Source organism: Streptomyces sp. ISL-100, from assembly GCF_018614615.1.
Lineage (GTDB): Bacteria > Actinomycetota > Actinomycetes > Streptomycetales > Streptomycetaceae > Streptomyces.
In genome coordinates this window covers 82,181-96,233 of the sequence record NZ_JAGGOK010000038.1, presented here as the reverse complement: position 1 = coordinate 96,233, position 14,053 = coordinate 82,181, and the positions used below count along the sequence as shown (strand labels likewise).

Below are 14,053 nucleotides of genomic sequence, written 5' to 3'. Positions count from 1 at the left end.
TCATGACAGACGCACTCAAGCGCCTCTCCGACGAAGGCGTCGCGATCTGGCTTGACGACCTTTCGCGCCAGCGGATCACGTCCGGCAACCTCGCCGAGCTGATCGACCAGCAGCACGTCGTGGGCGTCACGACCAACCCGTCGATCTTCCAGAAGGCGATCTCGGAGGGCCACGGTTACGACCAGCAGCTCAGCGACCTCGCCGCCCGTGAGGTCACCGTCGAAGAAGCCATCCGCATGATCACGACGGCTGACGTGAGGGACGCCGCCGACATCCTGCGGCCGGTGTACGACGCGACCGGCGGCCAGGACGGCCGCGTGTCGATCGAGGTCGACCCGCGCCTGGCGCACAACACCAAGGCGACGACGGCCGAGGCCCGCCAGCTCGCCTGGCTGGTGGACCGTCCGAACACCCTGATCAAGATCCCGGCCACCAAGGCGGGTCTCCCGGCGATCACCGAGACCATCGGTCTCGGCATCAGCGTCAACGTGACGCTGATCTTCTCGCTGGAGCGCTACCGCGAGGTCATGGACGCCTACCTGGCCGGTCTGGAGAAGGCGAAGGCCGCGGGCCTGGACCTCTCCAAGATCCACTCGGTCGCTTCGTTCTTCGTGTCCCGCGTGGACAGCGAGATCGACAAGCGTCTGAACGCCCTGGGCACGGACGAGGCCAAGGCGCTCAAGGGCAAGGCCGCGCTGGCCAACGCCCGGCTGGCGTACGAGGCGTACGAAGAGGTGTTCAGCAGCGACCGCTGGACCGCCCTCGACAAGGCGCAGGCCAACAAGCAGCGTCCGCTGTGGGCCTCGACCGGCGTCAAGGACCCGTCGTACAAGGACACGCTGTACGTCGAGGACCTCGTGGCCCCCGGCACGGTGAACACCATGCCCGAGGCGACCCTCGAAGCGACCGCCGACCACGGCAAGATCACGGGTAACACCATCGCCGGTACGTACGAGCAGGCGCGCGCCGACCTCGACGCCGTCGAGAAGCTCGGGATCTCGTACAACGACGTGGTGCAGCTCCTCGAGGACGAGGGCGTCGACAAGTTCGAGGCGTCCTGGAACGACCTGCTCAAGTCGACCGAGGCGGAGCTCAAGCGCCTCGCCCCTTCGGAGGCCTAAAAAATTGTCCAGCAGCAATCCGCTGCGTGACGCTCAGGACCGACGGCTCCCGCGTATCGCGGGGCCGTCGGGCCTGGTCATCTTTGGCGTCACGGGCGATTTGTCACGTAAAAAGTTGATGCCTGCCGTCTACGACCTGGCCAATCGCGGCCTGCTGCCGCCGGGCTTCTCGCTCATCGGCTTCGCCCGTCGCGACTGGGAACACGAGGACTTCGCGCAGGTCGTCCATGACGCCGTCAAGGAGCATGCCCGTACGCCCTTCCGTGAGGAAGTCTGGCAGCAGCTGATCCAGGGCATGCGTTTCGTCCAGGGCGACTTCGACGACGACAACGCGTTCGAGACGCTGAAGTCGACGATCGCGGAGCTCGACAAGGCGCAGGGCACCGGCGGCAACTTCGCCTTCTACCTGTCCGTACCGCCGAAGTTCTTCCCCGCGGTCGTCCAGCAGCTCAAGAAGCACGGCCTCGCCGACCAGCGCGAGGGCTCCTGGCGACGGGCCGTCATCGAGAAGCCCTTCGGACACGACCTGGCCTCCGCTCAGGAGCTCAACCGGATCGTCCACGAGGTCTTCCCGGCCAACGAGGTCTTCCGGATCGACCACTATCTGGGGAAGGAGACGGTCCAGAACATCATGGCGCTGCGCTTCGCCAACCAGATGTTCGAGCCGCTCTGGAACCGGTCGTACGTCGACCACGTGCAGATCACGATGGCCGAGGACATCGGCATCGGCGGCCGCGCCGGCTACTACGACGGCATCGGCGCCGCCCGCGACGTCATCCAGAACCACCTCCTCCAGCTGCTGGCGCTGACCGCCATGGAGGAGCCCGCCTCCTTCGAGGCCGACGCGCTGGTCGCCGAGAAGACGAAGGTGCTGGGCGCCGTCAGGCTCCCCAAGGATCTGGGCGCGGAGACCGTGCGTGGTCAGTACGCGGCGGGCTGGCAGGGTGGCCAGAAGGCCGTCGGCTATCTCCAGGAAGACGGCATCGACCCCAAGTCGAAGACCGACACCTACGCCGCGATCAAGCTGGGGATCGACAACCGCCGCTGGGCGGGCGTCCCCTTCTATCTCCGTACGGGCAAGCGCCTCGGCCGCCGCGTCACCGAGATCGCGGTCGTCTTCCAGCGCGCCCCGCACTCCCCCTTCGACCACACGGCCACGGAAGAGCTGGGGCAGAACGCCCTGGTCATCCGCGTCCAGCCGGACGAGGGCGTCACGGTCCGTTTCGGCTCCAAGGTGCCGGGCACCTCGATGGAGGTGCGGGACGTGTCGATGGACTTCGCGTACGGCGAGTCCTTCACCGAGTCCAGCCCCGAGGCGTACGAGCGCCTGATCCTGGACGTCCTGCTCGGCGACGCCAACCTCTTCCCGCGCCTGGAAGAGGTAGAGCAGTCCTGGCGCATCCTCGACCCGATCGAGGAGTACTGGGACAACCACGGCAAGCCCGCGCAGTACCCGGCCGGCACCTGGGGCCCGGTCGAGGCGGACGAAATGCTCGCACGAGACGGACGGAGCTGGCGTCGGCCATGAAAATCGACCTGACGGACACCACGTCCAGCAAGATCAACAAGGCTCTGGTGCAGGGCCGCCGTGCGATCGGCACCCCTGCCGTGGGCATGGTGCTGACGCTGGTCATCGTCACCGACGAGGAGAACGCGTACGACGCGCTCAGGGCGGCCAACGAGGCGTCCCGCGAGCACCCGTCGCGCACCCTGGTCGTCATCAAGCGCGTCTCACGCTCTCCGCGCGACCGTTCCAAGGCACGCCTCGACGCCGAGGTACGCGTCGGAGCGGACGCGGGAACGGGCGAGACGGTCGTACTGCGCCTGTACGGCGAGGTCATCAACCACGCGCAGTCGGTAGTGCTGCCGTTGCTCCTGCCCGACGCACCCGTGGTGGTGTGGTGGGCAGTCAACGCGCCCCTCGACCCGGCGAACGACCCGCTGGGCGCACTCGCGCAGCGCCGCGTCACGGACACGTACGCCGCCGAGCACCCGGTCCAGGAGCTCACCTCGCGCGCCGAGGCGTACACCCCGGGCGACACGGACCTGTCCTGGACGCGCATCACGCCGTGGCGCTCGATGCTCGCGGCCGCGCTGGACCAGGTCGAGTGCGAGGTCACCTCGGTGGAGGTGGAGGGCGAGGAGTTCAACCCGAGCGTCGAGCTGCTGGGCATGTGGCTCGCGGACCGGCTGGGCGTACCGGTGAAGCGTTCTGTTTCGTCCGGACCCGGCCTCACGGGCGTAAAGATGGAGACGAACTGCGGGCCGATCAAGCTCGGCCGGTCGGACGGTTCGCTGGCGTCCCTGTCCATTCAGGGGCAGCCGGACCGCGCGGTGGCGCTGAAGCGGCGCGAGACCGCCGAGCTGATCGCCGAGGAGCTGCGCAGGCTCGATCCGGACGACACGTACGCATCGGCGCTGAAGTTCGGTGTCGAGCGGCTGGGTGAGAAGGCCGGCCAGAAGCAGGAGACGCAGCCCGAGGCGCCCCCAGCAACGAAGAAGTCGGCTTCGGCTTCGGCTTCCAAGAAGGCGGCGTCGAAGTGAGAGCACCTCAGCTTGTCGTCCACCACGACAAAGAGCTGATGGCGCAGGCGGCCGCGGCCCGGCTGATCACGAAGCTCGTGGACGCGCAGGCCACGCGCGGCTCGGCGTCGGTGGTGCTGACGGGCGGCCGCAATGGCAACGGCCTGCTGGCCGCGCTGGCCTCGTCGTCGGCCCGGGACGCGGTCGACTGGTCGCGGCTGGACCTGTGGTGGGGCGACGAGCGCTTCCTCCCGGCCGGTGACCCGGAGCGCAACTACACGCAGGCGTGCGAGGCACTGCTGGACTCGGTGCCGCTCGACCCGGCCCGGGTCCACGCGATGCCGGCTTCGGACGGCCGGTTCGGCGACGACGCGGACGCGGCGGCCGCTGCGTACGCCGAGGAACTGGCCTTGGCTTCGGGATCCGAGGACCACGGTCCCGTCCCGACGTTCGACGTCCTGATGCTGGGCGTGGGCCCCGACACTCACGTCGCGTCCCTGTTCCCGGAGCTGCCGGCGGTCCGCGAAACGGACCGCATGGTGGTGGGCGTTCACGGCGCCCCGAAGCCCCCGCCGACCCGCATCACCCTCACGCTGCCCGCGATCCGCGCGGCACGTGAGGTGTGGCTGCTGGCGGCGGGCGAGGACAAGGCGAAGGCCGCGGCCATAGCCCTGTCGGGCGCGGGGGAGATCCAGGCTCCGGCGGCGGGCGCGTACGGGCGCCGCCGAACGCTGTGGCTCCTGGACGACGCAGCAGCCTCCCAGCTCCCGCGAGCCCTGTACCCCCCGGCTTCGCCCTGACCCGGCTGCTCCGGCACAGCCACGGCCCGGTTCGCCCGCACGGCGACCCGGGCTGTGGCTTTTTCCCCTACCCGCAAACGCCGGAGGAGCTGAATGTGCGGCAGCATCCAGGCGCGCGCGGCAAAATCCAGCCCGTCCGGCGTTTGAGGACACGTCCGAAGGGTGTCTGTGTGGTCCGAGGTCTGGGGCTTGCCCCAGTTCGGGAAGGGGCGGGGTTGGGGAAAGGCCCCGCGCAGCGGACCCGGGGGCCGCCGGGGCCCGAGGTTACTCCCCCTGCTCCAGGAACGGCGCCAGCAGCCCCCGCACCGCCGCGTCCCCGAACTCCAGCGCCTCCGACTCACCCGCGTCACAGACGGAGTACGCCCCCGCCCCAGCCGCAGTAGTCGCCGTCAGCGTAATGAGGCCCGCCCGGCGCTGGAAGTACGACTGCTTCGCGGTCCACCCGATCACCCCGCCCCGCTGCAAAGCGACCGTCGTACGCCGCACAGTCCCCGACCGCGCCACCAGGTAATCCCCACTGATGGCGTGCCCCAGCCCCCGATACGCGTCCAGAGCCAAAAGCACCGCCACCGGCAGCAGCACCACTGCGCACGCCCCGGCGACGTACAGCAGGACATCAGTCACCAGCGAACCGAGCACGACGAGGACGAGCACCGGCACCAGCACCGCGCCCACCGCCCACCGCAGCCGCCGCGTGCGTGCCGCCGGCGGATGCGGCGTAAGCCGGGCCGCACTCGTCGGCGAGACGGCCTCGCGCAGGACGTACGCCGCCACATCCTCCGCCGTGGCCCGCGGCGCGGCCGGCAGCAGCGTCTTGTGATCGGCGTGGCTGCTTTCCTCGTCCGTCGCCAGCCCCGTGGCGACCGCGTCCACCCGCGCCGCCCCCAACGTCCGCACGCCGAGCGGCTCGACAAGCTCCACACCGCGCAGCCGGCGCTCCTCGATGGAGACCGACCTGGTGGTAAACAGCCCACGGCGGACTCGCAACGTGCCCCCCGGCTCCCGCTCCAGCCGGTAGTTCCACCACATCTCGACCCACAGGCCGAGCGCGCCCACGACCCCCGCCGCGCACGCCCCGGCGACCAGCACCGCGATCGTCCAGACGACGGGAGTGTCCCGGAACCGGTCCCGCACCCAGTCGATCAACTCCCCCTGCGCACCGAACCATTCGCTGACCTGCATCAGCCCGCCGGCCGCGGCGCCGCCCAGAGCCGGGGCGACGAAGGACACCGGCGCGTACCGGATCCACGCGGGGTCGAGGACCGCCAGTTCGCCCTCACGGTGGGGCCCCGGCTCAGCGGTGGCCGGCCCCCGGTTCAGCAGTTCCCTGCGAAGCCGTTCGCCCTCCTCCCTCGTGACGGGGTCGAGTTCGAGGGTGGACTCGCCACCTCCGGTGTTCTCTCCCGTACGGATACGGACCTTCACCAGCCCAAGGACCCGCAGCAGCACATTCGCCGTCAGGTCGACGCTGCGGATGCGCTCACGCGCCAGCGACCGGCGCTTGACCAGCAACAGGCCCGTGTGAAGTTCGGCGCGCTCGGCACCGATGCGGTAGCGCGTCCTGCGCCACCGTACGTAGTCGAGTGCGGAGCCGCCCGCGATCAGCAGGACCGCCCCACTCAGCACCCAGACGAGCGCCTGCCACACCGGCCTGCCGCCCGCGAGCCCGATGAAGGCCGGCACGCCCGCGCCCGCCGCGATGCCCGCCATGACGAGCGCGGCGACGAGGACGGTACGCGGGGCAAGCCGCCGCCAGCCGTCACCACTCTCCGGCGCGGACCCACCCCCCGATCCACTCACGTCGCGTCCCCCGGGGTGGCCCGCGTTATCAGGGTCAGCCGCTCCGCAAGCTCCGCGGCGAGCTCATGATCCAGCCCCTCGATCTTCACCGCGCCCTTGGAGGACGCGGTGGTAACGATGACCGTGGCCAGCTTGAACGCCTGCTCCAGCGGTCCCCGCACCGTGTCCACGGTCTGGATCCGCGACATCGGCGCGATCCGCCACTCCTGCCAGAAGAAGCCCGTACGCACGTACACCGCGTCGTCCGTGACCTCCCAGCGGTGCACCCGGAACCACCACAGCGGCAGGAACACCGCGACGACAACGCCCAGCACCGCGACCACTCCGGCGGACAGCAGCAGCCACGGCCGTGCGGGCGCGACGAACGCGCCCAGCACGGCCAGTACGGCCACCGGAACCACGGTCAGCAGCAGCCACTGCGTCCGCCACCAGCCGATGACGCGCCGGTCGAGCGTGTTGTTCGGCGGCCTGAGCCGCACCGCGGCTGCCATGGGGTTCAACGACCGTGCAGCGTGCGGTACTTGGCGGCGAGAGTCGCGGTCGAGCTGTCCAGCAGCTCGCCCCCGGCGCCCTCCGTCAGTACCGGCTCGATCTTCTTGGCGAGGACCTTGCCGAGCTCGACACCCCACTGGTCGAACGAGTCGATGTTCCAGATGGCGCCCTGGACGAACACCTTGTGCTCGTACAGCGCGATCAACTGGCCCAGCACGGAGGGCGTGAGCTCGTCCGCGAGGATCGTCGTCGTCGGATGGTTGCCGCGGAACGTCTTGTGCGGCACCAGCTCCTCGGCCACGCCCTCCGCCCGCACCTCGTCGGGCGTCTTGCCGAAGGCCAGCGCCTGCGTCTGGGCGAAGAAGTTCGCCATCAGCAGGTCGTGCTGGGCCGCCAGACCGGGCATCAGGTCGGCGACCGGCCTGGCGAAGCCGATGAAGTCCGCCGGGATGACCTTCGTTCCCTGGTGCAGCAACTGGTAGTAGGCGTGCTGCCCGTTGGTGCCCGGCGTGCCCCACACCACAGGACCCGTCTGCCAGTCGACCGGGTTGCCGTCGCGGTCCACGGACTTGCCGTTGGACTCCATGTCCAGCTGCTGGAGGTACGCCGTGAACTTCGACAGGTAGTGGCTGTACGGAAGGACCGCGTGCGCCTGCGCGTCGAAGAACCCCCCGTACCAGACACCCAGCAGCCCGAGCAGCAGCGGCGCGTTCTCGGCGGCGGGCGCGGTGCGGAAGTGCTCGTCGACCAGGTGGAACCCGTCGAGCATCTCGCGGAAGCGGTCGGGACCTACGGCGATCATCAGCGACAGACCGATGGCCGAGTCGAACGAGTACCGCCCGCCGACCCAGTCCCAGAACTCGAACATGTTGGCCGTGTCGATGCCGAAGTCCGCGACCTTCTCGGCATTCGTGGACAGCGCCACGAAATGCTTGGCGACGGCGCCGCTGTCCGCCCGCAGGTTCGTCAGCAGCCAGTCGCGCGCGGACGTGGCGTTGGTGATGGTCTCGATCGTGGTGAACGTCTTGGACGCGATGATGAACAGCGTCTCGGCCGCGTCCAAGTCCCGCAGGGCCTCGTGCAGATCTGCCCCGTCGACGTTCGACACGAAGCGCACCGTGAGGTCCCGGTCGGTGAACGAGCGCAGCGCCTCGTACGCCATGGCCGGCCCGAGGTCGGATCCGCCGATTCCGACGTTGACGATGTTCTTGATGCGCTTTCCGGTGTGCCCGGTCCACTCCCCGGACCTGATCCGGTCTGCGAAGGCGCCCATCCTGTCGAGAACGGCATGCACGGCGGGGACAACGTTCTCCCCGTCGACCTCGATCACCGCGTCGCGCGGCGCGCGCAGGGCGGTGTGCAGTACCGCGCGGTCCTCGGTGGTGTTGATCTTCTCGCCGCGGAACATCGCGTCCCGAAGTTCCGCGACCCCGGCCGCGCCTGCCAGTTCGCGCAGCAACCCCAGCGTCTCGTCCGTCACCAGATGCTTTGAATAGTCGAGATAGAGGTCGCCGACCTTGAGCGTGTACCCGGTACCTCGTTCGGCATCGGCGGCGAACAGCTCTCGCAGATGCGTCTGGCCCAGCTGCTCACGGTGCTTTACGAGAGCGGCCCACTCGGGCATCTGGTTGAGCCTGGTACAGCTTTCTGCGTTCATCCGGACATCAGCCCACTTCTTCTTGTACGTGCGTGCATGCCCCCTGGCAGCTCCAACCTAATTGATCAGAGTGGCCAGCGATGCTATGGCCGCCGCGAAGAGCGCCGCCGCCAGTAGCGCGGGTGTGTTGAGTCCCCAAGTGGCCGCCACGGCGCCGCCCAACAGAGCGCCGAGCGGTGCGCCGGCGATCGCGAGCGTGCGGAAGGCCGAACTGATCCTGCCCAGCATGGCTTCCGGGCTGCGCTCCTGCATCAGCGTCACCTGGTTCGTGTTCCACACCAGCCCCATGAGTCCGAACAGGGCCATCGCTGCGATCGTTACCCACAACTCGCGGACCAGACCCATCGCGGCCAGGCAGCCGATCTGCACGGCCCCGGCAGCGAACACACTGCGTATCCGCCCTATCCGCGTGGCCAGCCGGCCGGCCAGCAGCCCGCCCGCCACACTGCCTACGCCGTACGCCGTGATGGCCGCCGCGTAACCCCCGTGCCCGGCGTCGAGCCAGCCGGTGACCTGGAGCACCAGAGTGGCGATGAGTGCGGCCATGCCGATGTTGGACAGCGTGGTGGCGACGCAGAGCCCGCGCAGCACCCGGTCCCGCCACAGCGCCCGCAGCCCCTGCGCGATGTCCCCGCGCAGCGTGCTGCCCGCAGGTCTCGGCGCCCGCTCCGGCGCCGTCACCCGCAGCGAGGCGATCAGGACCGCCCCCAGGACGTACGTCGCGGCGTCCGCGGCGTACGGCACGGCCGCGCCCGCCAGCAGCAGCACCGGGACCAGCGGCGCCGCCAGGAAGCCGCCCGCGATCTGCTGCCCGGTCAGCAGCCTGGCGTTCGCGCTGCCGAGCGCGGCCTTCGGCACCAGCGAGGGCAGCAGGGCCGTAGCCGCGTTGTCGAAGAGGGTCTGGAGCGTGGTGAGTGCGAAGGCGAGCGCGATGAGCAACGCGATCGAGGCATGGCCGAGGGCGACCGCCACCGCGAAGGCGGCCATCAGAGCACCCCGCACCAGGTCCACGGCCCACATCGCCCGTCGCTGGTCCACGCGGTCGGCAACCGCGCCGCCCAGCAGCCCGAACAGCAGCCACGGCAGGTAGCCGCACGCCGTCACCAGCGCCACCAGCACCGGGTCGGACGTCAGCGAGGCGGCCAGCAGCGGCATCGCGGCCGTGCGCAGCGAGTCGCCGAACTTCGAGACGACAGCCGCCGTCCACAGTCGGCCGAACCCCCCGCGCCAGGCCCGAGCCCGGACATCCGTCGCGGCTGCTTTCGCGGCCGCGGCCTCGCTCGTCATCACAACTCCCCCTTTCGGTCCTGTGTTTCAAGAACCTTCAAGAACCGTAGAGGGTGCCACTGACAATCGGCCTCGGAAAGCGGTCCGGCCGGACACCCGAAGGTGTCCGGCCGGACCACAATTCCTAGATTTCGCCCCGCAGTTTCGCGAGCGCCTCGGCAAGAATCGCCTCGCCGTCCGCGTCGCTGCGCCGTTCCCGTACGTACGCGAGATGCGTTTTGTACGGCTCGGTGCGCAGCGGGGCCGGCGGATTGTCCCGGTCCTGTCCGGCCGGGAACCCGCAGCGCGGGCAGTCCCAGTTGTCCGGTACCTGCGCGTCACTGGCGAAGCTCGGCTGCGTCTCGTGCCCGTTCGAGCACCAGAAGGAGATGCGGAGACGGGGGGCGGACTCGCCGCGCTCAGCCTCACCCATCGGCCCCGCTCCGACCCGGCTTCCCCGGATCGCGTTGCCACTTGCCACGGTCGTAACTCCCTGCGTGATGGTGCTGCACTGCATCAATCAGCGGCTACCGCCGCGGAGTCGTCGAACAGCTCAGCTGCGAGCGCCCCAGTCTACGTAGGGCCCAACGCGCGTCCAGTGGCTGGAGTTACACCCCTGCCCAGCAAACGCGAGCCGCCGGCCCTCATGATAGGCCGCGTACCCGCCTCCATACCGGGGCGACGGGTCAGCTGTCCAGCTTCATCAGCAGACCGAGCACGATAATGCAGGCAAACCAGATCAGACCGACCACCACTGTGATGCGGTCAAGGTTCCGCTCGGCCACCGAGGACCCACCGACGGACGACTGCATGCCGCCACCGAACATGTCGGAGAGACCGCCGCCCTTCCCCTTGTGCATCAGAACCAGCAGCATCAGCAGCAGGCTGAAGACGATCAGGGCGATCGAGAACCCCATAACCACGGCTGGACCAACTTCCTCGGACTTCGGACTTCGCGAACGGACGACGGGGGCCGGACGGCTGCGAACAGCCGCCACGGCCCCCGCCAGGGTACGACGGATCGGCCCTACGGCCTACTCACTGGTCGCGGAACCGGACGATCTTGACGAACTCGTCCGCGTCCAGCGCCGCGCCGCCCACCAGGGCGCCGTCGACATCCGGCTGCGCCATGATCGCGGCGACGTTCCCGGACTTGACGGAGCCGCCGTACTGGATGCGGACCTTGTCCGCCAGCTCCTGCGAGTACAGCTCGGCGAGACGGCCACGGATCGCTCCGCAGACCTCCTGCGCGTCCTCGGGGGTGGCGACCTCGCCGGTACCGATGGCCCACACGGGCTCGTACGCGATCACGATGGACTCGGCCTGCTCGGCCGGGATGTCCTTCAGGCCGCCGTCGAGCTGGGCGAGCGTGTACTCGACCTGGTTGCCGGCCTTGCGGATTTCGAGACCCTCGCCGACGCACAGGATCGGGGTCAGGCCGTTCTTGTACGCGGCCTTCACCTTGGCGTTGCAGAGCTCGTCGCTCTCGTTGTGGTACTGCCGGCGCTCGGAGTGCCCGACGGCGACGTACGTGCACTTGAGCTTGGCGAGCATCGCGCCCGAGATCTCTCCGGTGTACGCCCCGGAGTCGTGCGCCGAGAGGTCCTGGGCGCCGTACTTGATCTTGAGCTTGTCGCCGTCGACCAGGGTCTGGACGGACCGCAGGTCGGTGAAGGGCGGCAGGACCGCAACCTCGACGGCGTCGTAGTCCTTGTCGGCCAGCGCGAAGGCGAGCTTCTGGGTGTGGGCGATGGCCTCGAGGTGGTTGAGGTTCATCTTCCAGTTGCCCGCCATCAGCGGGGTGCGGCCTTGGGTGGGAGCAGTCATTAAGGGTCAGTCCTCCAGTGCGGCAAGGCCGGGAAGCGTCTTGCCTTCGAGGTATTCGAGGCTCGCGCCGCCACCGGTCGAGATGTGGCCGAATGCGTTCTCGTCGAAGCCCAGGATGCGGACGGCGGCGGCGGAGTCGCCACCACCGACCACCGTGAAGGCGGGGCTGTCGACGAGGGCCTGGGCGACCGCCTTGGTGCCCTGGGCGTAGTCGGGGTGCTCGAAGACGCCCATCGGACCGTTCCAGAAGACGGTGGCCGCGTCGGCGAGCTTCGATGCGTACAGCTTGCGGGTCTCGGGACCGATGTCCAGACCCTCCTGGTCGGCCGGAATGGCGTCCGCGGCGACCGTCGTCGGGTTGGCCGGGGCCTTCGTCTTGAGGTCCGGGAAGTCGGCCGACACGAGGACGTCGACGGGGAGCACGAACTCCACGCCCTTGTCCTTGGCGCGCTTCAGATACTCCAGGACCGTCGGGACCTGGTCCTCCTGGAGCAGCGAGATGCCGACCTCGTGGCCCTGGGCCTTGAGGAAGGTGTACGCCATGCCGCCGCCGACCAGGATGCGGTCGGCCTTCTCCAGCAGGTGGTCGATCACGCCGAGCTTGTCGGAGACCTTGGCGCCGCCGAGGACCACGACGTACGGCCGCTCGACTTCCTCGGTGAGCTTCTTCAGAACGCCGACCTCGGTGGCGATGAGGCCGCCCGCGACGTGCGGCAGGCGGGCCGGAAGGTCGAAGACCGACGCGTGCTTGCGGTGCACGGCGCCGAAGCCGTCGCCGACGTACACATCGGCGAGCTCCGCCAGCCGGTCCGCGAAGGCGCCGCGCTCGGCGTCGTCCTTCGAGGTCTCACCGGCGTTGAAGCGCAGGTTCTCGATGACGGCGACGTCGCCGTCGGCCAGGCCCGCGACGACGGCCTTGGCGGACTCGCCGACCGTGTCGGTCGCGAAGGCGACCTCGGTCTTGAGGAGTTCACCGAGGCGCGCGGCGGCGGGTGCCAGCGAGAAGGCCGGGTCCGGGGCGCCCTTGGGGCGGCCGAGGTGCGAGGCGACGACGACCCGGGCGCCCGCGGCGGCGAGCTTCTCGATCGTCGGCTGGACGGCGCGGATGCGGCCGTCGTCGGTGATGGTGGTGCCTTCGAGCGGCACGTTGAGGTCGGCGCGGACGAATACCCGCTTGCCCGCGACCCCGTCGGCGAGAAGTTCGTCGATCGTCTTCATCTTTTTACTGGACTCCTTGGAGACAAAACACGTGACAAGGCCCGGGCAGCGCCGCGTTGCGCTGCCCGAGCCCTGTGCTCACATCGAGGTGCCTGCCGAACGGATCAGAGCTGGCTGCCGACGAAGACCGTAAGGTCCACGAGGCGGTTCGAGTAGCCCCACTCGTTGTCGTACCAGCCGATGACCTTGACCTGGTTGCCCTCGGCCATGGTCAGCGACGAGTCGAAGGTGCAGGACGCCGGCTCGTTGACGATGTCGGAGGACACGATCGGGTCGGCCGTGTACTCGACGATGCCCTTGAGCTCACCCTCGGCCGCCTTCTGGAAGGCCGCGTTGATCTCGTCCTTGGTGACCTCGCGCTCCAGCGTGATGACCAGGTCGGTGACCGAGCCGGTCGGGACCGGGACGCGCATCGCGATGCCGTCGAGCTTGCCCTTGAGCTGCGGGAGGACCAGCGCGGTGGCCTTGGCGGCACCCGTGGTGGTCGGAATGATGTTCTCAGCGGCGGCGCGGGCGCGACGCAGGTCGGAGTGCGGGAAGTCCAGGATGCGCTGATCGTTGGTGTACGCGTGCACCGTCGTCATCAGGCCCTTGACGATGCCGAAGTTCTCGTCGAGAACCTTGGCCATCGGCGCCACACAGTTGGTGGTGCAGGACGCGTTGGAGATGACGTGGTGGTTGGCCGCGTCGTACTTGTCCTGGTTGACGCCCATCACGATGGTGATGTCCTCGTTCTTGGCCGGAGCCGAGATGAGGACCTTCTTCGCACCACCTGCGATGTGCTTTTCGGCATCGGCCTTCTTGGTGAAGATGCCGGTGGACTCGATCACGATGTCGACGCCGAGCTCGCCCCACGGAATGTCCGCCGGGTTGCGCTCGGAGAGCACCTTGATGGTGTGGTCGTCGACGGTGATGGTGTTCGCCGTGTGCGACACCTCGGCCTTGAGGCGGCCAAGAATGGTGTCGTACTTCAGAAGGTGTGCCGTGGTCGCAGTGTCACCCAGGTCGTTGACAGCCACGATCTCGATGTCCGCACCCTGCTCCAGCAGCGCCCGGAAGTAGTTGCGCCCGATGCGGCCGAAGCCGTTGATGCCTACGCGGATCGTCACGAAACCGATCTCCTCGTTGGTACGCCGGGTTTCGACGCCGGCGAGATGTATGGGATGTCCCCGACCGCTTCCGACCCTACCTCTACGTGGCGCTGTGGGTGACATCGAACGGCCCCGGACGCGGCCCGGCGGTCCGTACTCCCCAGTAGGGACACGGACCGCCGGCCCTGCGGCGCTTCCGGCGGCGGTTATGCAGAGTCAGATCGGAGTCGGTATGGAGTCTGTACGGAGTCGCCGACA

13 protein-coding genes are annotated in these 14,053 nt (G+C 69.0%); 4 read left to right on the top strand and 9 right to left on the bottom strand.

The features are described from left to right. Nucleotides 1-2 precede the first annotated feature (2 nt). The 4 genes from tal to pgl are packed head-to-tail and all read left to right on the top strand — an operon-like array spanning nucleotide 3 to nucleotide 4,444. Nucleotides 3-1,121 carry a transaldolase gene (tal, locus tag J7E89_RS17850; protein WP_214974620.1) on the top strand — a complete coding sequence of 373 codons (1,119 nt, stop codon included), beginning with the start codon at nucleotides 3-5 and terminating at the stop codon, nucleotides 1,119-1,121. Nucleotides 1,122-1,125: 4 nt separating this feature from the next. Next, on the top strand, nucleotides 1,126-2,649 hold the full coding sequence (gene zwf / locus J7E89_RS17845; RefSeq protein ID WP_214974618.1) for a glucose-6-phosphate dehydrogenase: 1,524 nt from the start codon (nucleotides 1,126-1,128) through the stop codon (nucleotides 2,647-2,649). Further along, nucleotides 2,646-3,665, top strand: a complete 1,020-nt coding sequence (gene opcA / locus J7E89_RS17840) for a glucose-6-phosphate dehydrogenase assembly protein OpcA (protein WP_214974616.1) — start codon at nucleotides 2,646-2,648, stop codon at nucleotides 3,663-3,665. The genes zwf and opcA overlap by 4 nt, the downstream gene beginning before the upstream one ends. Next, nucleotides 3,662-4,444, top strand: a complete 783-nt coding sequence (gene pgl, locus J7E89_RS17835; protein ID WP_214974614.1) for a 6-phosphogluconolactonase — start codon at nucleotides 3,662-3,664, stop codon at nucleotides 4,442-4,444. The genes opcA and pgl overlap by 4 nt, the downstream gene beginning before the upstream one ends. A gap of 264 nt (nucleotides 4,445-4,708) precedes the next feature. Here the strand turns inward: pgl and J7E89_RS17830 are convergent, their stop codons facing one another. The 9 genes from J7E89_RS17830 to gap form a co-directional block, all read right to left on the bottom strand. Further along, nucleotides 4,709-6,244 (bottom strand): PH domain-containing protein, encoded by a 1,536-nt coding sequence (locus J7E89_RS17830; protein ID WP_308315510.1) that lies wholly within the window; start codon nucleotides 6,242-6,244, stop codon nucleotides 4,709-4,711. Then, nucleotides 6,241-6,735, bottom strand: coding sequence for a PH domain-containing protein (locus J7E89_RS17825; RefSeq protein WP_214974612.1), 495 nt, complete (start codon nucleotides 6,733-6,735; stop codon nucleotides 6,241-6,243). Before J7E89_RS17825 ends, J7E89_RS17830 begins: the two co-directional genes overlap by 4 nt. A gap of 5 nt (nucleotides 6,736-6,740) precedes the next feature. Then, entirely contained in the window at nucleotides 6,741-8,393 is a 1,653-nt protein-coding gene (gene pgi / locus J7E89_RS17820) for a glucose-6-phosphate isomerase (protein WP_214974610.1), read from the bottom strand. A 57-nt stretch (nucleotides 8,394-8,450) separates the two neighbouring features. Next, nucleotides 8,451-9,680 carry an MFS transporter gene (locus tag J7E89_RS17815; protein ID WP_214974608.1) on the bottom strand — a complete coding sequence of 410 codons (1,230 nt, stop codon included), beginning with the start codon at nucleotides 9,678-9,680 and terminating at the stop codon, nucleotides 8,451-8,453. 124 nt (nucleotides 9,681-9,804) lie between these two features. Next, nucleotides 9,805-10,140 (bottom strand): RNA polymerase-binding protein RbpA, encoded by a 336-nt coding sequence (locus J7E89_RS17810; RefSeq protein ID WP_214974606.1) that lies wholly within the window; start codon nucleotides 10,138-10,140, stop codon nucleotides 9,805-9,807. A gap of 205 nt (nucleotides 10,141-10,345) precedes the next feature. Then, nucleotides 10,346-10,576: a preprotein translocase subunit SecG gene (gene secG, locus J7E89_RS17805; protein ID WP_214974604.1), complete on the bottom strand. Its 231-nt coding sequence runs from the start codon at nucleotides 10,574-10,576 to the stop codon at nucleotides 10,346-10,348. A 121-nt stretch (nucleotides 10,577-10,697) separates the two neighbouring features. Then, nucleotides 10,698-11,486, bottom strand: coding sequence for a triose-phosphate isomerase (gene tpiA, locus J7E89_RS17800; protein ID WP_214974602.1), 789 nt, complete (start codon nucleotides 11,484-11,486; stop codon nucleotides 10,698-10,700). 6 nt (nucleotides 11,487-11,492) lie between these two features. Beyond that, entirely contained in the window at nucleotides 11,493-12,704 is a 1,212-nt protein-coding gene (pgk, locus tag J7E89_RS17795; RefSeq protein WP_214974600.1) for a phosphoglycerate kinase, read from the bottom strand. Nucleotides 12,705-12,808: 104 nt separating this feature from the next. Further along, nucleotides 12,809-13,813 (bottom strand): type I glyceraldehyde-3-phosphate dehydrogenase, encoded by a 1,005-nt coding sequence (gene gap / locus J7E89_RS17790; RefSeq protein ID WP_214974598.1) that lies wholly within the window; start codon nucleotides 13,811-13,813, stop codon nucleotides 12,809-12,811. Nucleotides 13,814-14,053: the final 240 nt, after the last annotated feature.

Bases quoted from the DNA above. Each gene is read 5' to 3' on its own strand.
- tal (WP_214974620.1), top strand. From the start codon at position 3: ATGACAGACGCACTCAAGCGCCTCTCCGACGAAGGCGTCGCGATCTGG.
- opcA (WP_214974616.1), top strand. From the start codon at position 2,646: ATGAAAATCGACCTGACGGACACCACGTCCAGCAAGATCAACAAGGCT.
- J7E89_RS17825 (WP_214974612.1), bottom strand. From the start codon at position 6,735: ATGGCAGCCGCGGTGCGGCTCAGGCCGCCGAACAACACGCTCGACCGG.
- pgi (WP_214974610.1), bottom strand. From the start codon at position 8,393: ATGAACGCAGAAAGCTGTACCAGGCTCAACCAGATGCCCGAGTGGGCC.
- J7E89_RS17815 (WP_214974608.1), bottom strand. From the start codon at position 9,680: ATGACGAGCGAGGCCGCGGCCGCGAAAGCAGCCGCGACGGATGTCCGG.
- secG (WP_214974604.1), bottom strand. From the start codon at position 10,576: ATGGGGTTCTCGATCGCCCTGATCGTCTTCAGCCTGCTGCTGATGCTG.
- tpiA (WP_214974602.1), bottom strand. From the start codon at position 11,486: ATGACTGCTCCCACCCAAGGCCGCACCCCGCTGATGGCGGGCAACTGG.
- pgk (WP_214974600.1), bottom strand. From the start codon at position 12,704: ATGAAGACGATCGACGAACTTCTCGCCGACGGGGTCGCGGGCAAGCGG.